This is a genomic window from Nocardia sp. NPDC046763, from assembly GCF_040645495.1.
In the GTDB taxonomy this organism is placed as follows: Bacteria; Actinomycetota; Actinomycetes; order Mycobacteriales; family Mycobacteriaceae; genus Nocardia.
The window spans coordinates 328,180-347,893 of the sequence record NZ_JBEYYI010000007.1; the positions used below are offsets into that span (position 1 = coordinate 328,180).

At 69.8% G+C, this 19,714-nt stretch carries 12 protein-coding genes; 7 read left to right on the forward strand and 5 right to left on the reverse strand.

Annotated features, from left to right (window positions below; all coding sequences use genetic code 11):
- The first annotated feature begins 541 nt into the window (after positions 1 to 541).
- The gene (locus ABZ909_RS15115; protein ID WP_356999187.1) at positions 542 to 2,179 is read left to right on the forward strand and encodes a long-chain fatty acid--CoA ligase; all 1,638 of its coding nucleotides are present in this window, start codon (positions 542 to 544) and stop codon (positions 2,177 to 2,179) included.
- 75 nt (positions 2,180 to 2,254) lie between these two features.
- On the opposite strand, the gene ABZ909_RS15120 is transcribed toward ABZ909_RS15115, so the two are convergent.
- Both ABZ909_RS15120 and ABZ909_RS15125 read right to left on the reverse strand, forming a co-directional pair.
- Positions 2,255 to 2,635, reverse strand: a complete 381-nt coding sequence (locus tag ABZ909_RS15120) for a nuclear transport factor 2 family protein (RefSeq protein ID WP_356999190.1) — start codon at positions 2,633 to 2,635, stop codon at positions 2,255 to 2,257.
- A gap of 112 nt (positions 2,636 to 2,747) precedes the next feature.
- Positions 2,748 to 3,083 carry a cupin domain-containing protein gene (locus ABZ909_RS15125; protein WP_356999192.1) on the reverse strand — a complete coding sequence of 112 codons (336 nt, stop codon included), beginning with the start codon at positions 3,081 to 3,083 and terminating at the stop codon, positions 2,748 to 2,750.
- 71 nt (positions 3,084 to 3,154) lie between these two features.
- Between ABZ909_RS15125 and ABZ909_RS15130 the strand changes: the two genes are divergently transcribed.
- Positions 3,155 to 4,090, forward strand: a complete 936-nt coding sequence (locus ABZ909_RS15130) for a helix-turn-helix domain-containing protein (RefSeq protein WP_356999195.1) — start codon at positions 3,155 to 3,157, stop codon at positions 4,088 to 4,090.
- A 19-nt stretch (positions 4,091 to 4,109) separates the two neighbouring features.
- On the opposite strand, the gene ABZ909_RS15135 is transcribed toward ABZ909_RS15130, so the two are convergent.
- Positions 4,110 to 4,919, reverse strand: coding sequence for a class I SAM-dependent methyltransferase (locus tag ABZ909_RS15135; protein ID WP_356999197.1), 810 nt, complete (start codon positions 4,917 to 4,919; stop codon positions 4,110 to 4,112).
- A gap of 218 nt (positions 4,920 to 5,137) precedes the next feature.
- On the opposite strand from ABZ909_RS15135, the gene ABZ909_RS15140 reads away from it, so the two are divergent.
- Together ABZ909_RS15140 and ABZ909_RS15145 are read left to right on the forward strand one after the other, a co-directional pair.
- Entirely contained in the window at positions 5,138 to 6,757 is a 1,620-nt protein-coding gene (locus tag ABZ909_RS15140) for an acyl-CoA synthetase (RefSeq protein ID WP_356999200.1), read from the forward strand.
- A 99-nt stretch (positions 6,758 to 6,856) separates the two neighbouring features.
- Positions 6,857 to 8,260, forward strand: a complete 1,404-nt coding sequence (locus tag ABZ909_RS15145) for a serine/threonine-protein kinase (RefSeq protein ID WP_356999202.1) — start codon at positions 6,857 to 6,859, stop codon at positions 8,258 to 8,260.
- A gap of 74 nt (positions 8,261 to 8,334) precedes the next feature.
- Here ABZ909_RS15145 and ABZ909_RS15150 read toward each other — a convergent pair whose 3' ends face one another.
- Together ABZ909_RS15150 and ABZ909_RS15155 are read right to left on the reverse strand one after the other, a co-directional pair.
- Entirely contained in the window at positions 8,335 to 8,727 is a 393-nt protein-coding gene (locus tag ABZ909_RS15150; protein ID WP_356999204.1) for an SCO5389 family protein, read from the reverse strand.
- 57 nt (positions 8,728 to 8,784) lie between these two features.
- A complete protein-coding gene (locus ABZ909_RS15155; RefSeq protein WP_356999206.1) occupies positions 8,785 to 9,828 on the reverse strand; it encodes a nitronate monooxygenase in 1,044 nt (347 codons plus the stop codon).
- A gap of 198 nt (positions 9,829 to 10,026) precedes the next feature.
- On the opposite strand from ABZ909_RS15155, the gene ABZ909_RS15160 reads away from it, so the two are divergent.
- The 3 genes from ABZ909_RS15160 to ABZ909_RS15170 all read left to right on the forward strand — a co-directional run bounded on the left by ABZ909_RS15160 (position 10,027) and on the right by ABZ909_RS15170 (position 19,539).
- A complete protein-coding gene (locus ABZ909_RS15160) occupies positions 10,027 to 10,866 on the forward strand; it encodes a M23 family metallopeptidase (protein ID WP_356999209.1) in 840 nt (279 codons plus the stop codon).
- A gap of 59 nt (positions 10,867 to 10,925) precedes the next feature.
- Positions 10,926 to 11,906 (forward strand): helix-turn-helix transcriptional regulator, encoded by a 981-nt coding sequence (locus tag ABZ909_RS15165; RefSeq protein WP_356999211.1) that lies wholly within the window; start codon positions 10,926 to 10,928, stop codon positions 11,904 to 11,906.
- Positions 11,907 to 12,189: 283 nt separating this feature from the next.
- A complete protein-coding gene (locus ABZ909_RS15170; RefSeq protein WP_356999213.1) occupies positions 12,190 to 19,539 on the forward strand; it encodes an amino acid adenylation domain-containing protein in 7,350 nt (2,449 codons plus the stop codon).
- Positions 19,540 to 19,714 lie beyond the last annotated feature (175 nt).

Here is a 19,714-nt window from a genome sequence, read left to right on the forward strand (position 1 = left end):
AGTGAATCCGTATTTTCGGTCACGCCGGGTGGGTGAGCCAGGATTCACCCCCGGCGATCATGGGAGGGCCTCCTTCACGGCCCGCTGTCCGAGTCGGTGAGCGCCGTCTGACCTGCGACGCCGTCCTCGACTGGACAGCCCGGTGTCACACTCAATATATTCACGGAAGTTCTTGCTCCAATTTACTTGTCCTGGTTAGTGATTGGCTATTCTGCGCCGCCGCAGGGGGCGTCGTCAGCAGGTCACGGCGCTGATCAGGATTGCGGAGCCGGCTGGTCGTCGTGTTGGGCGGCGGCGGGTCGGTTGCGGGCTGCGGGCGGCGAAAGTGGGGTTCGCCGCCCGCAGCCCGAATATTTCGCCAGCTCGCAGCCCGAATATTTCGCCAGCTCGCAGCCCGAATATTTCGCCAGCTCACCGGGCCCGGACTGAGGTCACCATGCCGTCAGTTCGGGCCCTGAACCGTGTATGTCCGAATCGGCTAGGCTCGCCGCAAGTGACTCAGTTCACTCTCCAGTAGGTACATGCAAGGAGCGGTTGGGAAATGTTGAGCACCATGCAGGACGAGCAGCTGTCACTCGCGACACTGCTGCGCTATGCCTCCACGTTCCAGGGGGACAGCCATGTCTCCACCTGGACCGGCGACGGCTTACGCACCCAGACCTATCGCGAGATCGGCCAGGACGCGGCCCGGCTCGCCAATGCCCTGCGTGACCTGGGCATCGGCGTCGGTGACCGGGTCGGCACGTTCATGTGGAACAACAACGAGCACATGGTCGCCTACATCGCGGTGCCCGCCATGGGCGCGGTGCTGCACGCGCTGAACATCCGGCTCTTCCCCGAGCAGCTGGTGTACGTGGCCAACCACGCCGAGGACCAGGTCGTCATCGTGGACGGCTCGCTGCTGCCCATGTTCGCGCAGTACCTGCCGAACCTGAAGACGGTGCGCCACGTCATCGTCGCCAATGGCGATGCCGCCGCGCTGCAGGCCCCCGAGGGCGTCACCGTGCATTCCTACCGGGAGCTTCTCGACGCCCAGCCCGACACCTACGACTACCCGGTCATCGACGAGCGTTCCGCCGCCGGTATGTGCTACACCTCCGGCACCACCGGCGATCCCAAGGGCGTCGTCTACTCGCACCGCTCGAACTGGCTGCACGCCATGCAGGTGATCTCGCCCAACGGCATGGGCTTCACCGCGGCCGACAACGTGCTGGCCATCGTGCCGCTGTTCCACGCCAACGCCTGGGGCATTCCGTACGCCGCGCTCATGTCGGGCGCGAATGTGCTCATGCCGGACCGTTTCCTGCAGCCCGCACCGCTGCTGGAGATGATGGCCGAGGCGAAGCCGACCTTCGCCGCCGCGGTGCCGACCATCTGGGGCGGCGTGCTGGCCGGGCTGCAGGCGCAGCCGCAGGACATCTCGCACCTGCGCACCTGCGTGGTCGGCGGCGCGGCGGTCCCGCCGTCGATGATGCGGGCCTTCCAGGAGCGGCACGGCGTGAAGCTGTTGCACGCCTGGGGCATGACCGAGACCTCCCCGCTGGGTTCGGTGGCGCACCCGCCCGCCGGCGCCGAGGGCGAGGAGGCTTGGAGCTACCGCTACACCCAGGGCCGCTTCCCGGCCGGTGTGCAGGCGCGTCTGGTCGGCGATGACGGTTCGGTGCTGCCGAACGACGGAGAAGCCCTGGGCGAGTTGGAAGTTCGCGGCCCGTGGATCACCGGCGCCTACTACTCGCCATCGGGCGGCGAGGTCGATCCCGACAAGTTCCACGACGGCTGGCTGCGCACCGGCGACGTCGGCAAGATCAGCCCGAATGGCTATCTCACCCTGGTCGACCGCTCCAAGGACGTCATCAAGTCCGGCGGCGAATGGATTTCGTCGGTGGACCTGGAGAACGCCGTCATGGGTCACCCGGCCGTGGCCGAGGCCGCCGTCATCGGCATCCCGGACACGAAGTGGGACGAGCGCCCCCTGGTCGCCATCGTCCTGGTCGAGGGCACCGAGGCCAAACCCGAAGAGCTGCGGGACTTCCTGGCGCCCAAGTTCGCCAAGTGGCAGCTGCCCGAGCACTGGTGCTTCATCGCCGAGGTCCCCAAGACCAGCGTCGGCAAGTTCGACAAGAAGCGCCTGCGCGCCCAGCACGCCGACGGCTCGCTGACCGTCTTCACGCTGTCCTGACCCACCCGGGTGCGCCCTCGGCGCGAGGGCGCACCCGCCGGTCTGCGCTGGGAATGTGCGCTGTGCCGCAGCGCTTCACGCCGTCCCGAGCGGATTCAGGACGGCGAATCGCCATTCCCCGTTCTCGAGCTGCCGGGCGATGTTCGCGGTGGTGCCGGTAGGGGAGACTCGCGTGCCGTTGGGCGCGTCGATCTCCAGGGTCCAGTTGGTGACCAGCAACGCTGCGTCACTGCCGATCAGCAGATGCTTGCCGTTGTTGGTGAGCTGTCCGCGGGCGGCGACCGTGCCGCTGATCTCCTGGCGCAGGGCGTCCGCGCCGGAAATAACGGCTCCGGTGGTGGTGCGCATGGTCGCGCCCGGTGCGAAGAGCGACAGCACACCCTCCACATCGCCCGCGTTCAGGCGCTCCTCGAAAACCCTTGGCAGCTGGGCGGGATCGGTGATCTGGGTGGCCATGACCTGGTCCTTTCGTGGTCGGATCGACGCCTTCCATGCTGGTGTGCGGCGGTGTCCGGGGCGAGGTCGAAAGAGGACGCGTCATGGTCAAAAGTGGACAATCGCGGTTCGGCTAGCCCTCCGGGTAGAAGACGAACAGGGTGCAGCCGGTGACGGTCGAGGGGATGTGCCAGGAACCGGCGGGGGCGTGCAGGAAGGTTCCGGCCGGGTAGTCGCGCGCGCCGTCGTTGAAGACGCCCGAAACTACGTACACCTCTTCGGGACCGGGCTCATGGATGTCCCGACCCTGCCAGGAGGCGTTCGGGTCCAGCTCGACGACATTGGCGCTCGCGCCGTTCGGTCCCGTCCAGAGGGTGCGCACCCGGATGCCCGGGAAGATCTCGCGCACAGGGGATTCCGTGACGGAGGCCGAGGTGTAGCCGGGCTGGGTGAGGATTTCGGAAGTCATGCCGACCACGGTGCCGTGCGCGGGATGGGCGGCACAGTGTCAGCAAAGACGTCATAGGGTACTTTTCTGCCATGCATCGCGTGACGGCTCTGGTGCGGCCGGTCCAGTCGACCTTCGAGCTCGGCTGTGCCGCAGAGGTATTCGGCACCGAACGGGACGGTGTGCCGAACTACTACGAATTCGGGGTATGCACCGAGACGCCGGGACTGGTGCCCACGACGGCCGGGTACTCGCTGAATGTGGCGCACGGGCTTGCGGCGCTGTCCTCCGCCGACACTGTGATAATTCCGGGCTGGACGCCGGTGGACGCGCCGCTCTCCGATCACGTGCGTCGCGCGCTGTTGCGGGCGCATGGCCGCGGTGCTCGAATCGTGACGATCTGCCAGGGGGTATTCGCCCTGGCGCGCACCGGATTACTGGACGGCAGGGCCGCCACCACACACTGGGCGCGCGCCGAGCGGCTGCAGGCGGAGTTTCCCCGGATTCACGTGCGGCCGGACGTCCTCTATGTCGACCACGGCGACGTCGCCACCAGCGCCGGTGCGGGCGCGGGCATCGATCTGTGCCTGCACCTGGTCCGCCGCGATCACGGTGCCGCCCACGCCGCACTGCTCGCCCGGCACATGGTGATGCCGCCGCACCGTGAGGGCGGCCAGACCCAATACGCGCCGACGCCCCCGCCGTCCGACATGCTGGACGGCCTGCTCGACTGGGTGGAGGGCCGGCTCGGTTCGCCGCTCGCGGTGCGCGACATGGCTGCTCACCTCAATGTCTCGCCCCGCACGCTGGCCCGCCGCTTCGACGATCAACTCGGCACAAGTCCGGGTGCGTGGTTGCTTGCGCGCCGGGTGGTGGCGGCCCGCACGCTACTCGAGGACACGGACCTGCCCGTGGACGCCATCGCGACGCGCGTCGGTCTCGCCTCGGCGGTGAACCTGCGCCGCCGTTTCCGTGCGCAGGTGGGAACGACTCCGGGCGCGTACCGGAGGGCCTTCCGGGTCTCGTGAGCGTCCGGTGTCGCCGCGGCTAGGCGTCCTTGACCGCGGACAGGCCGTAGAGCACCGGGATGATGGGGTCGGTGGGAGGGAGTTGCCACCAGCCGGTTTCGGTCCGGATCATCTGAGGCCAGCGGGGCCACGGGAGCGTGTGGGTCTCGGTGAGGCCGGTGATGCGCAGGCCCGCCGCGAGCAGGGCGTTGATGACTTCGCCGATGCCGTGCCGCCATTCGTAGGCGGTGGTGTCGGTGCTGAGGTCGGGGCCGTCGGTGTAGGTGTGGGTGCTGTCGCGGCGCTGGGCGCCGCGACCGGCGAGGTAATCGTCGTGCAGCACAAGCTGTCCCGCATCGACACCGGGTAGCGGGGTGGGGCCGAGGGCGTGCAGCAGCGGATGGAATTCCACCAGGTAGAGCAGGCCGCCCGGGCGCAGCAGGTCGGCGATTTCGCGGGCCCAGCGGGGCAGGTCGGGGAGATAGCAGAGGGCGCCCTTGCCGGTGTAGGCGATGTCGAAGGTGCGCTCGCCCAGGGCTTCCCGCGCCTGGTAGACGTCCGCGCAGACGTAGTCGACCGCGCCCCCGGCCAGTTCGCGGGCGTGCCGCACCGATTCGGCCGAGAAGTCCAGGCCCACCGCGCGGGCCCCGCGCCGCGCGAATTCGATTGTCTCCGTGCCCAGATGGCATTGCAGGTGCACCACGTCGAGGTCGCGCACGTCGCCGAGGGCGTCCCATTCGAACGGCGCGAACCAGTAGCTGGAATCCCGATCGCGGTAGAAGCTGCTGGCGGCGTGAATGCCCGCCCGGGCATCCCAGTTCCGCCGGTTCGCCGACAACGGATCTGTCACGGTCGCCACTATAGGCACGACGCGAACTCCAATGCCGGAGCTTGCGGCGGAGTGGTTCCGGTCGCGGCACCGGGTCCGTACCGTTAGTTTGAGGGCAGATGCCCGCAATCTGCAGGGGTGGACGAGGAGGTCCGGGTGGAATCGACACGCGCGCACACCGCACGGCCGGTCACGGCAAGGAAGGTACTGTCGATCACGCAGGCCGGGGGTGGCCGCGCATGACGTTCGGACTGATCAGGTCGGCGGGGGAGCGGGCCTATCTGGAGGCGGAATCGGCGCGGCTGGTGCTGGAGGCCGGGCTGGCCCGGCTGGAATCACCGGTGGTGCTGCTGTCGGCGGCCACAGCCATGCTGCGCTACGGCACGCTGGCGGCGGGGCTGCGGCTGTCGGCGGCCCGGTACGGCGGGCGGGTCGCGGTCATCGACGAGCTGGGCGAGCTGACCTTCGCCGAACTGGAGGACCGGTCGAATCGGCTGGCCAACGCCTGGCGCGAGCGTGGCCTGAAACCCCATGAGGGCGTGGCGATCCTGGCCCGCAATCACCGCGGCCTGCTGGACGCGATCTTCGCCGCCGCCAAGTGCGGGGCCCGGATCATCCTGCTCAATACCGATTTCGCGGGCCCGCAGATTCGCGATGTCGCCACTCGTGAGGGCACCGACCTGCTCGTCTACGACGACGAGTACGCGCACATGCTCGACGAGGTGAGCCCCCGGCGTGGCAGTTACCGGGCCTGGACCGAGCAGCCGCGCGAGGACAGCCTCGAATTCCTCATCGAGACCGGCTCGCCCGCCGCGCCGCCCGCGCCCGGCGCGGAACCCAAGATCATCCTCCTGACCAGCGGCACCACCGGCACCCCCAAGGGCGCGCCGCGCACCGAGCCGAAATCGCTGCTGTCGCTGGGCGGTCTGCTGTCCAAGGTCCCGTTCCGGGTGAACGAGGTGACCGAGTGCTGCGCCCCCATGTTCCACACGCTCGGATTCGCCTGCGCCATGCTGACTCTCGGCTTCGGCTCCACCCTGGTGATCCGCCGCCGCTTCGACCCGCAGGCCGCCATCGACTCCATGGCGCGGCACCGGGCCACCACGGCGATCGTCGTCCCGGTCATGCTGGCCCGCATGATCGACCTGGGCGGCCGTGCGCTCACCGGGCACGATCTGTCCGCGCTGCGCATTATTTTCGTCGCGGGCTCCCAGCTGGGTGCGCACCTGTGTCGGGAGGTGACGGCGGCCTTCGGGCCGGTCGTCTACAACCTGTACGGCTCGACGGAGGTCGCCTACGCCACCATCGCCACGCCCGAGGACCTTTCCGAGGAGCCCGGTTGCGTGGGCCGGCCGGTGCTGGGGGCCCGGGTGGAGATCCTCGACGATCGGGGCAGCCGGGTACCGGCCGGGGCCACCGGCCGTATCTTCGTCGGGAACACCATCCAGTTCGAGGGCTACACCGGCGGCGGCCACAAGGAGATCATCCGCGGCCTCATGTCCTCCGGCGATGTCGGCCACATCGACAGCGCGGGCAGGCTTTTCATCGACGGCCGCGACGACGACATGATCGTCTCCGGTGGTGAGAACGTCTTCCCGGTGGAGGTCGAGGAACTGCTCTACACCCACCCGTCGGTGCGGGAGGCGGCCGTCCTCGGCGTCCCCGACGAGCAATTCGGTGCGCGCCTCAAGGCTTTCGTGGTCGTCCACGACGGCCACCAGCTCACCGAGCTCGAGATCAAGGACTTCGTGAAGGCCAATCTGGCCCGCTACAAGGTCCCCCGCGAGGTGGTCTTCCTGGCCGAACTACCCCGCAACCCCACCGGCAAGGTACTCAAGCGCAAGCTCCAGGAGGTCTGAACCGGCAGCGATTCGGCGGGATTCGGCACCGTGTGTTTCCCCGCCCGGGGTCGTATGCTGGGCACCTCGCAGTACGCGGTGGAGCATGGGGGAGGGCAGGTGCCGGGGGCAGGCAATCTCGGCCATTATCGACTCGTCGAGCTGATCGGGCGGGGCGGAATGGGCCAGGTGTGGCTGGCCGAGGACACGCATCTCGAGCGGGAAGTCGCATTGAAGCTGCTCCCCGTCGAGCTCGCCACCGACGAGGACTACCGGCGGCGGTTCGAACGCGAGGCGCGGCTGGCCGCGCGGCTGCGCGGACCGCATGTGGTGCCCATCCACGCCTTCGGCGAACTCGACGGCCGCCTGTACATCGACATGGAGCTGATCGAAGGCTCGGATCTGGGCAAGATCCTGCGCGAGGTGGGCTCGCTCCGGCCCGACCGTGCGGTCGACCTCATCACCCAGATCGCCGAAGCCCTCGATATCGCGCACCGCGCGGGCCTGGTGCACCGGGATGTGAAGCCCTCCAACGTCCTGACCCTCCCCAACGGCTTCGCCTACCTCATCGACTTCGGCATCGCCCGCGGCGTCGGCCAGGCCACCATCACCAGTACCGGTGTGGCAGTGGGTACCTGGGCCTACATGGCGCCCGAGCGCTACTCCGGTACCGAGGACCTCCGCTCCGACGTCTACTCCCTCGCTTGCCTGCTCTACGAAATCCTCACCGGCGTGAAGCCTTTCGCCCACACCGATCCGGTCCAGCAGATGGCCGCCCACCTCACCGCCGACCCGCCCCGGCCGAGCGATCGCAACCCACTCGTCCCCGCCGCTCTCGATGTCATCATCGTCCGCGGTCTCGCCAAAGACCCGGCTCACCGGTTCCCCAGCGCGGGAGCGCTGGCCACCGCCGCCCGCGCGGCCCTGGAATCTGCCCCTGCACCGCGCCCCGGCGCGGTCCGCCGGGCGGACCGGACGGCGAAATGGGATGGTGGCGAACCCGTTCCGAGCCATGGCTCCGCGCCCACACCGCAGTACCCGGCCTACACGCCGCCCCCGGTCCGGAACGCTACTGCTTCGCCCTACAACCACATCCCGGCCGGGGCCACACCCCCGCCCGGCGGCCTGTCCTGGCCCGCGACACCACCGCCCAGCGGAATGACACCACCGCCCAGCGGAATATCACCGGCCGCAATGCCTCCAGCCGCCGGAATGCCAGGGGGTCAGGTGCCGGGCGGCGTGGGGTATTTATCGCCCTATGCGGCGGGATATGCCGAGATCGGAAATTCGGTGGAGCGGCCGCGGATTCGGCCGTGGCAGCCCGTGTGGTGGGTGGTGCTGGCGCTCTGCCTTCTGTTCTTCGCGGTGATGACCGTCGGAGTGGTGGGGGTGACCTTTACCGACGGGTTCGGCGACGGGCTGACCACGGTGGTCGCCTATCTGTTCTTCGTCGGGCCGTTCTTCGCGTTCGCGGCGCTGGCGGCGCGGGAGATCCGGAAGTTCCGTGCGGTGCGTCGGCGCTAGAACACAGCGATTCGGCGGGACCGGGTCGCGGTCGCGCCGAATCGGGCTGTGCGCTCAGCAGTTTCGAAGTGCGCTCAGCAGTTCCGGAGTTCCGGGCTCTGGTTGAGCAGCTGGGCGCGGGTGGAGATGAAAGTGGTGTAGGTGTCGCCACCGACCGAGGTGAGCGGGAAGGCCGCCACCCGGTGACAGTTCTGGAAGGCGAGCTTGATGCCGAAGTGACGTTCCAGGCCGCCGCGGATGGCGTCGGAGGCCATGGCGCGCAACAGCTGGCCCCGGGCGGTCTCATCCGGCGGGGGAATGGTGTTGTCGGCGTATTCCGCCGTGCCGGAACGCAGATCGGCGGCTACCCGGCTGACGACCTCGTAGGCGTAGGGCAGCGAACTACGGACGCATTCGACGAACTCTGCGTCGCTTACTTCACCGCGTTCGGCGCGCTCGAGTAGTGCGGTGGGTACGTCGAGTGACATGTCGCTCTCCTCATGGGATGGCGGAAGGTGTCAGCCGATTCTAAACGGAAAACGTTGTCAATAACACTGGATTCGCAGCGAAAGTACCCGTTGCAGAGCATTTCTCGCATCCGCCGACAGCGTGCGGACCAGCTCGCCCGCTGGTAGCTCGGGAGTCAGCGAATGCGCCTGACCTGCCCAGAGATTCACCGCGTCGGTATTGCCGGCCGCTCGCGCAGCCGCCCGCAAAGGCCCCGTGGCGTAATGGATCTCGGGATAGGCGACAGGAGCGTCCAGGTGTTCCACCATGAACCGGTTGCGCAGCCCGCGCGCCCGTCGCCCGGTGAAGGCGCGGGTCAGCATGGTCGGCGTCGCGGTGGCGACGGCCTCCCGGGCCAGCGGCGCGGTCCCGGCCTCGGGGCAGCGCAGGAACGCGGTGCCCAGCTGCGCCGCCGCCGCACCCGCGCACAGCACGCCCGCGACGGCCGCCCCGGTCGCGAGGCCGCCCGCCGCCACGATGGGCGTGTCCACCTCGGCGCGCAGCAGTTGCAGCAGGGGCAGCAGGCCCAGTGGATCGGTGAGGTCCTCGGCCGGATCGTCGACGAAGACGCCGCGGTGCCCGCCCGCCTCCGCGCCCTGTGCGATCAGCACGTCCGCGCCCGCGGCCACCGCTTGCCGGGCCTCGGCCACGGTCGTGACCGTCACCCACACCTCGGACCCGGCCGCGTGCAGGCGCGTGATCTCCCCGGCGGTCGGGCAGCCGAAGGTGCTGGACACCACCGGCACCGGATCGGCGATCAGCAGGTCCAGCTTGGCGGCCCAGTCGTCGCTGTCGTAGCGGGCCTCGCCGACCGGGAACTCGGCCGCCAGCGTCCGTATATATGTCTCGAACCCCTCGGTCGGACTCGGTTCGGACGGATAGAACAGATTGACCCCGAACGCTCCGGAGGTCAGTGTCCGCGTGGCCTTGATTCGCGCGGCCAGTTCGCCCGCGGGCAGGTATCCGGCGGCAACGAAGCCCAGCCCGCCGGCCTCGGTCACGGCGGCGGCCAGTTCGGGGGTGGAAGGTCCGCCCGCCATGGGGGCAAGAACGATCGGCGTATCCAACTCGTCGAGAACCATCTCGCAATTGTGCGCCTTCGGTTACGGTTTGTGATCAAGGGTTCGAGCACTCGACCTGGCGTTATCGCACAAAAGGTTGCGAATTGGTCACGGGCGAGTACTGTTTCCATCACAGCGATGCCGAATCGTTACCGGACCCACCGAGCGCTAGGACTTGCAGTGCCGCATCATCGAACGACCGCGAACTCTGTCACAGTCATGGATCTGCTGGGTGATTCCGGTGTGGGCCACACCGGCACCATCTCGCGTCGCCGCCACCGGGCCGAACCCTCCACCGCCGAGCGCGTGAAGACCGCCGCGGGTGTGGCCGTCGCCGCCGGCGCCCTGATCGGCACCGGAACGCAGCTGGTCCCGGCCCTGGCGCACGCCGCGCCGCTGCTACCCACGCACGACGAGAAGCCCGCCACCATCGGCGAGGACGTCGCCCCGGCCGAGCAGGCCGACCTCGATCTGAAGCAGGCCAGGGACTCCGCCCCCGCGGCGCAGACCCCGCAGGCCCAGCCGATCGCGGCCGCCACGCCCGATCCGGCCCCGTTCGGCCTGCAGAACCTGCCGCCGGAGATCTCCGCGCCGCTGCAGCAGGCCGAGCAGACCCTCAAGAACCTCCAGCAGCAGCTGAACCCGGGCCCGAACGTGGTCAAGCCGGTCGACGGCCAGCTCACCTCCGGCTTCGGCATGCGCTGGGGCGCAATGCATTACGGCATCGACTTCGCCGACCCGATCGGCACGCCGATCCATTCGGTCATGGGCGGCGAGGTCATCTCCGCCGGCCCCGCCTCCGGCTTCGGCCTCTGGGTGCGCGTCAAGCAGGACGACGGCACCACCGCGGTCTACGGTCACGTCAACGACATGTACGTGACCGTCGGCCAGCGGGTGAACACCGGCGATGTCATCGCCTCCGTGGGAAACCGCGGAAACTCCACAGGTCCCCATCTGCACCTCGAGATCTGGGACGCCGCCGACAACAAGATGGATCCGCTGCCATGGCTAGCCAGCAAGGGCGTTCTCATGCAGCAGCAGTGGGGACCGGACCAGTAGACCGTTCACCGCTGCCCTCGACCGGACGCTTTCCGGACCGGCGCACGCCGGTGGGTGCGGTGACGACACTGGACGATCTCTTCGACCCGGCCTCCGTGCCCGGCCGCTCCTACGCGGTGCTCGTGCAGCACCCGCGCTCGACCGTGCTCGAGGTGGCCGAGCGGCTGACCATCCCGCCGCGCGTGGCCGAGACCGCGCTGGAGGCGCTGTGCCAGCTCGAGGCCGCGGTGCGCCTCACCGACGGCAAGGGCGTGGTGCGGTTCGACGCGCATGCGCCGGAAGCCTTGTCGGAGGCCGAGACTCGCCGCCGCAATCAGGACATGCTGCGTATGCAGTCGGCCGCCGCGCGCCTGGGCGAGACCTTCCGCTCGGTGCGCCGCACCACCGATGCCGACGGCGCGGTGGTGGCGGTCTATGAACGTCGCCAGTTGCTGGCCGATTTCGAGGACCTGCAGCACACCGCGCACGCCTGCGTGAAGGTGGTGGAGCGCGGCCCGTTCCTCTCCGATGTGGAGACCGAGGAGCGGATGTTCGAGCTGAAGTCCTCCCGCATCACCGCGGGCATCGGTTACCGCACCCTGTACCAGGAGACCATCTACCAGGACCCGGAGCGGCTGCGCCATGTCCTGGCCACCAATGCGATTGGGGCGCAGGCGCGTACGCTGCCCGATCCGCCCATGAAGCTGATCGTCGCCGACGATCGGCGCGCGGTGCTGGTGCTGCACACCGACGAGCGCCGCGGCGACCCCATGGGCGTGCGCGTCGGCCCGTCGCCCACGCTGGACCTGCTGGTCAAGACGTTCGACTCGCTGTGGCTGCTGGCCACGCCGATCTCGGTGAACCCTGCCGAAGCCCTCGACGAGCGCGACAAGGCGATCCTGACCCTGATGAGCATGGGCGCCACCGACGACACCATCGCCCGCCGGCTCGGCCTCTCGCGCCGAACGGTGGTGCGCCGCACCGCGAGTCTGCTCGAGCGCCTGGGCGCCAGCACGCGGTTTCAGGCCGGGGTGCAGGCGACACGCCGCGGCTGGCTGTGAACCACTGTGGCGCAAGTCACTTCATAGCAACAATCGCCGCTGCTCAGCGATAGTCACTGTGCTCGGGCTGCTCGAGGCCGCGCGCGAGCATCGATATGATTGATTGATCCGCTCACCCGTTGGCGTCCAGGGAACAAGGCGCCCTTTTTTCGTGGGTCGGGCCGAGTGTCTTCGGCCTGCGGAAAAGATGAACCCGAGAGGTGAATGCACGCGAATGGATACTGCCCGCCGTACAGCTCGCGGTAATCGTCGGCGTCGGTCCGGCAGCCCTCTCTTCGGGCAGTTGCTCACCGCCGCGGTCGAGTCCGCCGCCGACGACATCGCCATCCGGTTCAATCCCACCGGAAACCCGGCCGACCAGCGCGAGATCAGCTACCGCGAACTCGATGCAGGGTCCTCACAGCTCGCCCGGGAACTGATCGGCCGCGGCGTCGGCCCCGGCGACATGGTCGCGATCGGCATCACCCGCTCCATCGAATCGGTGCTGTCGGTCTGGGCCATCGCCAAGACGGGCGCGGCCTACGTGCCGGTCGATCCGGCCTATCCGCCCGATCGCATCGAACACCTGCTCACCGATTCCGGCGCGGTGCTGGGCTTGACGACGCGAGAGTACCGCGCCGCGCTGGGCACCGCCGCCGAGTGGATCGAACTGGACGATCCGGCACACGCGCAGCGCATCGCCGCGTACCCGGATCACCCCATCTCCTACGCCGACCGGCCGGGCACGCTCACCGAGCAGCATCCGGCCTATGTCATCTACACCTCCGGGTCGACCGGGAAGCCCAAGGGCGTGGTGGTCACCCACACCGGCCTGGCCGGGCTGGTGGCCGCCGAGCGGGAGCACTACGCGGTCACCGCGGATTCGCGTGTGCTGCACGTCTGTTCGCCGAGTTTCGACGTCTCGGTGCTGGAACTGCTGCTGACCTTCACCGCCGGTGCGACCCTCGTCATCGCACCGGCCGGGGTCTTCGGCGGCGTGGAACTGGCCGAGCTGCTGGGCCGTGAGGCCGTCACCCATGTGCTGATCACCCCGGGCGCACTGGAATCGGTGGATCCGGCCGGGCTGACCGAGCTGACCACCGTGGTGGTCGCGGGTGACAAGTTCGGCCCGGAACTGGTGTCGCGCTGGGCGACCGCCGAACGCTCCTTCTACAACGGCTACGGCCCGACCGAGGCGACCATTCTCGCCACCTCGAGCGCCCCGCTGCTGCCCGGCGAGCCGATCACCATCGGCTCGGCCATCCCGGGTGTCGGTGCGTATGTGCTGGATTCGCGCTTGCGGCCGGTGCCGGACGGCGTGGTCGGCGAGCTGTACCTGTCGGGTCCGGCGCTGGCACAGGGCTACAGGGGCCGGCCGGGTCTGACCTCGGAACGCTTCGTGGCGAGTCCGTTCGGCGAGGCCGCGGGCGCGCCGGGCGCACGCCTGTACCGCACCGGCGACCTGGTGCGCCGCACCCCCGCCGAATCCGACAACTCGGGCATCATCGAGTATCTGGGCCGCTCCGACTTCCAGGTCAAGATCCGCGGCCTGCGCATCGAACTGGGCGAGATCGACAATGCGCTGAGCGCGCACCCCGACGTGGATTTCGCTGCGACACTGGGCAAGACGCTGCCCTCCGGCGCGACCGCGCTGGTGTCGTACGTGCTGCCGCGGCCGGGCGCGACCCTGGACACCGCGGCGCTGGCGGCGTACGTCGGCGAATCGCTGCCCGCCTACATGGTGCCCGCCGCGCTGCTGGTGCTGGACGAGATTCCGCTGACCCCGGTCGGCAAACTGGACCGGAATGCCCTGCCGGAACCGGTTTTCGCGGCCCGCGAGTTCCGGGCCCCCGCCACCCGCGCCGAGGAGATCGTCGCGGACGTGTTCGCCGCCTTGCTGATTCCGGACAACCCGGACGCGCGGGTGGGTGCGGACGACGACTTCTTCGAATTGGGCGGCAACTCGCTGCTGGCCGCGCAGGCCGCCGCGCGCATCGGCACCGCACTCGGTGTGCGGGTCCCGGTCCACGTACTGTTCGAAGGCTCGACCGTGGCCGAGCTGGCCCGGCGGTTCGACGGCGAATCGGCCCCGGCCGCCGCCGGACCGGCGCTCGGCTCGCTGCCCCGCCCGAACCGGGTGCCGCTGTCGTTCGCACAGCAGCGCATGTGGTTCCTCAACCGTTTCGACCCGAACAGCGCGGTCGACAATATGCCGCTCGCGGTGCGGCTGTCCGGCGCCCTCGACGTGGACGCCATGCGCGCCGCGGCCGCGGATCTGGTTGCGCGCCACGAGGTCCTGCGCACCATCTACCCGGAGGTCGACGGCGAGGGCTACCAGCTGGTGTTGCCCGCCGGCGATCCGCGGGCGCTGCCCGAACTGCCGGTCGTCGACATCGACGCCGCCGAGATCCCGGCCCGAGTGGCCGAGGTGGTCGGCGCGGGCTTCGACGTCACCGCCGCGCCGCCGCTGCGGCTGCGCCTGCTGCGGCTCGCACCCGACGAGCACGTGCTGGTGGCCGCGATCTATCACATTGCCGCCGACGGTGTTTCGATCGGCGTGCTGGCCCGCGACCTGGTCTCCGCCTACGCCGAGCGCATGCGCGGCGCCGCCCCGCAGTGGGCCCCGCTGCCGGTGCAGTACGCCGATTACGCGGTGTGGCAACGGGAATCGCTGGGCAGCGAGGACGACCCGGCCTCGGCTCTGTCCCGTCAGATCGCCTACTGGCGCGACACCCTCGCGGACCTGCCCGACGAGCTGGTGCTGCCCTGGGATCGGCCGCGGCCCGCCGTCGCCTCGTACCGCGGCGGCACCCACGCCTTCCACATCGACGACGAGATCTACGCGGCCGCCCGGCATTTCGCCGAGACGCACAACACCACCCTGTTCATGGTGGTGCACTCGGCGCTGGCCGTGCTGCTGGCCCGGCTCTCCGGCACCCGCGACATCGCCATCGGCACGCCGGTGGCCGGACGCGGCGAGGCCGAACTCGACGACCTCATCGGCATGTTCGTCAACACCCTGGTGCTGCGCACCGACATCGATCCGGCCGTCTCCTTCGCGGACCTGGTGGCACGGGTGCGCGAGACCGATGTGCGCGCCTTCGGCCACGCCGACGTGCCGTTCGAGCGCCTGGTGGAACTGCTGGACCCCGCCCGCTCGCAGGCCCGCAATCCGCTGTTCCAGGTCATGCTGACCTTCCAGAACATGGCGCCCACCCGCCTGGAACTCCCCGGGCTCACGGTGGCCGGCGCGGACCTCGAGATCCCGTTCGCCAAGTTCGACCTGCAGCTCACCATGCAGGAGTCGTACGACGAGCACGGCGACGCCACCGGCCTGGCCGCCGAATTCTCCTACGCCCAGGACCTGTTCGACGCGGCCACGGTCGCCGAGCTGGCCGCTCGCTTCCAGCGGGTACTCGCCGCGGTGACCGCCGCCCCGGCTGCCCCGGTCGGCGATCTCGCGCTGTTCTCCGCGGGGGAGCGGCAGCGGGTGCTGGGCGACTGGAACGCCACCACCTTCGACGTGGCGGCGACGCTGCCGGAAGGCGCTGCGACGACCCTGGTTTCGCGGTTCGAGGCGCAGGTGGCGGCCACCCCGGACGCCGTCGCGCTGAGCTTCGCGGACGAGACCCTCACCTATCGCGAGCTGTCCGAACGGGCCAATCGCCTGGCACGGCTGCTCATCGCCGAGGGCGCGGGGCCGGAATCCCTGGTGGCGCTGGCCCTGCGGCGCTCGACCGAACTGGTCGTGGCCATGTACGCGGTGCTGCAGGCCGGCGCCGCGTACGTGCCGCTCGACCCGGACCAGCCGCTCGATCGCATCGGCCACATTCTCGACACCGCGCGCCCGCGTTTGCTGCTCACCGCCGAGCGGGACGAATTCGATGCCGGCGCACGCGATGTCGCGACAGTCACGGTGGAGCGGGCGGAGGTTGCGGCGCGGTCGCACAGCGGCGCACCGATCACCGATGCCGAGCGCGTCCGGCCGCTGCGGCCGGACCACACCGCCTATGTCATCTTCACCTCCGGCTCGACCGGCCGCCCCAAGGGCGTCGCCGTCGAGCACCGGGCCATCGTGAACCGCCTGGTGTGGATGCAGCACGAGTACGCGCTGACCGCGGAAGACGCGGTGCTGCAGAAGACTCCGGCCACCTTCGACGTGTCGGTGTGGGAGTTCTTCTGGCCCTTGCAGACCGGTGCGCGCCTGGTGGTCGCCAAGCCGGACGGGCATCGCGATCCGGTGTACCTGGCGCAGATCATCGCGGAACAGGGTGTCACCACCGCCCATTTCGTGCCGTCCATGCTCTCCGCCTTCGTCGCAGCACTGGGTGAGAGCAACCCATTGGTTCGCGGCGCGGGGGAGCGAAACGGAGGAGCGGAGGAGGGAAGAATCGAGACCTCCAGCGCCGCGAACCCGCCGGAGCGCAGCGGAGGCAAATTAAACACAGTGTTCGCCTCCGGTGAGGCGTTGCCCGCGCCCACCGCGCGGCAGCTGCGGGAGCTGACCGGTGCACGGCTGCACAACCTCTACGGTCCGACCGAGGCCGCGGTCGATGTCACCTATCACGAGGTGACCGCTGCCGACACGGTGTCGGTGCCGATCGGCCGCCCCGTCTTCAATACCCGTGTCTACGTGCTGGATTCACGTTTGAACCCGGTGCCCGTCGGTGTCGCGGGCGAGCTGTATCTCGCCGGTGTGCAGCTGGCGCGCGGCTACGTCGAGCGGCCCGACCTGACCGCCGATCGCTTCGTGGCCGATCCGTTCGGCACGGGTGAACGCCTCTACCGCACAGGCGATCTCGTGAAGTGGGATGCCGCAGGTGAGCTGGAGTACCTGGGCCGCACCGACTTCCAGGTGAAGCTGCGCGGTCTGCGCATCGAACTCGGTGAGATCGAGGCGGCACTGCTGGCGCAGCCGGGTATCGCGCAGTCGGTCGTGATGGTGCGCGCGGACGCGCACACCGGTGACCAGCTGGTCGGCTACGTGGTGAGCGCCGAGGCCACCGCCGAGGAGCTGAAAGCCGGTCTGGCCCGGACGCTTCCGGCCTACATGGTGCCCAACGCCATCGTGGTGCTCGACGCGTTCCCGCTCAATGCCTCCGGCAAGCTGGACCGCAAGGCGCTCCCGGCCCCGGTGTTCGAGGCCAAGACCTTCCGCGCGCCCTCGACCCCGATCGAGGAGAGCGTGGCCGATGTCTTCGCCGAACTGCTCGGCGCGGACCGGGTGGGCGCGGACGACGACTTCTTCGAACTGGGCGGCAACTCGCTCATCGCCACCCGCGCGGTGGCCCGCATCAACGCCGCCCTCGACGCAAATGTGGCTGTGCGCGAACTCTTCGAGACCGCAACGGTTTCCGGGTTGGCGGCGCGGATCGTGCCGGGAGCCGCGACGGGCGTGCGTCCGCCGCTGGTGGCGGGGGAGCGGCCGGCGCGGGTCCCGCTCTCCCTTGCGCAGCAGCGCATGTGGGTGCTCAATCAGCTGGACCCGGAGTCCCCGGCCTACAACATTCCGATGGTCATCCGCCTGACCGGTGCACTCGATGTGCCCGCGCTGCGGCACGCCGTCGAGGATGTGCTGACCCGCCACGAGGTGCTGCGTACGCGTTACCCCGAATCGGCTCCGGGCGCACCGGCCTACCAGGAGATCCTCTCGGTCGCCGATGTGCTGCCGCACGGCCTCGAGGTGGAGCGGTCCGGCGATATCGGCGGCCGGGTCGCCGAGCTGATCAGCACCGGATTCGATGTGGCCCAGCGGGTTCCGGTGCGGGTGCGCCTGATCACCGGCGACGATCCGGACGACTACCTGCTGGTCCTGGTGGCCCACCACATCGCGGCCGACGGCGCCTCCATGGCCCCGCTGGCCCGCGACCTGATGACCGCCTACCTCGCGCACTCCGCCGGCGAGGCCCCGGCGTGGGCGCCGCTGCCGGTGCAGTACGCCGACTACGCGGTGTGGCAGCGGGCGGCCGTCGGCGTCGAGGACGACGCGGACTCGCCCGCCGCCGCGCAGGTCGCGTTCTGGCGTGAGCAGCTGGCCGGTCTGGCGGACCGCCCGATCCTGCCGTTGGACCGGCCGCGCCCGCCGGCCGCCGCCATGCGCGGCGCGCTGCTCGACTTCACCCTGCCCGCCGAGGTGCACGCGGGGCTGAATCGCCTGGCGCGCAACCACAATGCGTCGCTGTTCATGGTGGTGCATGCGGCGGTGGCGGCCTGGCTGTCGCGGCTGTCGGGCAGCGCCGACATCGTCCTGGGTACGGCGGTCGCCGGGCGCGGCGAGCGCGCGCTCGACGATCTGGTCGGCATGTTCGTCAATACCCTCACTCTGCGCACCCGGGTCGACGCTGCCGCATCGTTCGACGAGCTGGTCGAGCGGGCCCGCGAGACCGACCTGTCGGCCTTCGCCCACGCGGACGTGCCGTTCGAACGGGTCGCCGAACTCGCCGCGCCCGGCCGGACCGCGGCGAATCCGCTACTGCAGGTGGTGCTTTCGCTGCAGAACACCGAGACCCCGGTGCTGGAGCTGCCGGGCCTGACGGTGGCGGCGGTCGACACCGAGCTGGCGACGGCCAAGTTCGATCTGCAGATCAGTGTGGAACCCCGCCCCGGCGCGGCGGGCGCGGCGGGTGAGCTGGCCGTGATCCTCAACTACGACACCGAGCTGTTCGAGGCAGCGTCCATGGCGTCCTTCGGCCGGGCCCTCGAGCGCGTGCTCACCTCGGTCGCCGCGGATCCGCAGCTGCCGGTCGGTGACATCTTGTTGCTGGACGCCGCGGAATCGGCTGCGGTGCAGGCACTGTCGCAGCCGGCACCGGAACCCGCCGGAGTCGGCGTGCGTGGTGCGGCCCTGGCCCAGGTGCTCACCACCGCTGCCGAGGACGACCCGGACGGCCCGGCGCTGGTGTGGGGCGACGAGGCGCTGACCTATCAGGAACTCGACGCCCGCTCCTCCCGGCTGGCCCGGGTGCTCATCGCCCGCGGCAGCGGCCCAGGTACCGGTGTGGTGCTGCGCCTGGACCGCGGCGTCGACCAGGTGGTCGCGCTGTGGGCGGTGCTGAAGGCGGGAACCATGGTGGTGCCCTTCGCCGCCGCGGAAGTCCCGGGCCGGGATGTGAAGGTCGGCATCACCGTCGGCGCTGCGCCCGGCGGCGTGCGCGGCATCGAATGGCTGTCGCTCGACGACCCCGAGACGGCGGCCGAGATCGCCGCCGAATCGGCGCGACCGGTCACCTACGCCAACCGGATTCGCGCACTGAGCGGCACCGATATCGCCCACGCGGCGGTGGACCGGACCCTCACCTACGACGGCCTGGCCGCCGCGGTGAACCGGGCCCGCGCCCTCGACCTGACCTTCGAGTCGCGCACCTTCCACCACGGTGCGGCCGATTCGGCGCTGACCCTGATCGAAGTGGTCGCGGCGGGCGCGGTCGGAGCCTCCGTGGTCCTGGTGGATTCAGCGGTGCTGGGGGATTCGGCCGGACCGGATCTCTCGGAGGCGCTGGGCGACGAGTGGGTCACCCACGTCTTCGCCGACCACGATCGCCTCGGCGAGCTGAATCCCGTTGCGCTCGAGGATCTTCGGGCCGTGGTGCTCGACGCGCCGACGACGGCCGCCGAACGCTGGACGGACGCCGCCGTGCTGGTCCTGCCCGAGTAGCCGGGCGCTAGCGGGCCGTGCTCGCGCCGCCGGAGCCACCTCCCGGCGGCGCGAGTAGTAGCGAACAGCAATCGCTATGGCGCAGGTCACACGGTGCAACGCCGGGGCCGGGCCGCCGATAGTCCCTCCAGTTCGAGCCGCCGTAGCTGCTGCGCGCGGCTATGCTGTGCCGGTT

What these genes read in the sequence shown, in the direction of transcription:
- ABZ909_RS15140 (WP_356999200.1), top strand. Translation starts at nt 5,138, where the DNA reads ATGACGTTCGGACTGATCAGGTCGGCGGGGGAGCGGGCCTATCTGGAG.
- ABZ909_RS15150 (WP_356999204.1), bottom strand. Translation starts at nt 8,727, where the DNA reads ATGTCACTCGACGTACCCACCGCACTACTCGAGCGCGCCGAACGCGGT.
- ABZ909_RS15115 (WP_356999187.1), top strand. Translation starts at nt 542, where the DNA reads ATGTTGAGCACCATGCAGGACGAGCAGCTGTCACTCGCGACACTGCTG.
- ABZ909_RS15155 (WP_356999206.1), bottom strand. Translation starts at nt 9,828, where the DNA reads ATGGTTCTCGACGAGTTGGATACGCCGATCGTTCTTGCCCCCATGGCG.
- ABZ909_RS15130 (WP_356999195.1), top strand. Translation starts at nt 3,155, where the DNA reads ATGCATCGCGTGACGGCTCTGGTGCGGCCGGTCCAGTCGACCTTCGAG.
- ABZ909_RS15120 (WP_356999190.1), bottom strand. Translation starts at nt 2,635, where the DNA reads ATGGCCACCCAGATCACCGATCCCGCCCAGCTGCCAAGGGTTTTCGAG.
- ABZ909_RS15125 (WP_356999192.1), bottom strand. Translation starts at nt 3,083, where the DNA reads ATGACTTCCGAAATCCTCACCCAGCCCGGCTACACCTCGGCCTCCGTC.
- ABZ909_RS15160 (WP_356999209.1), top strand. Translation starts at nt 10,027, where the DNA reads ATGGATCTGCTGGGTGATTCCGGTGTGGGCCACACCGGCACCATCTCG.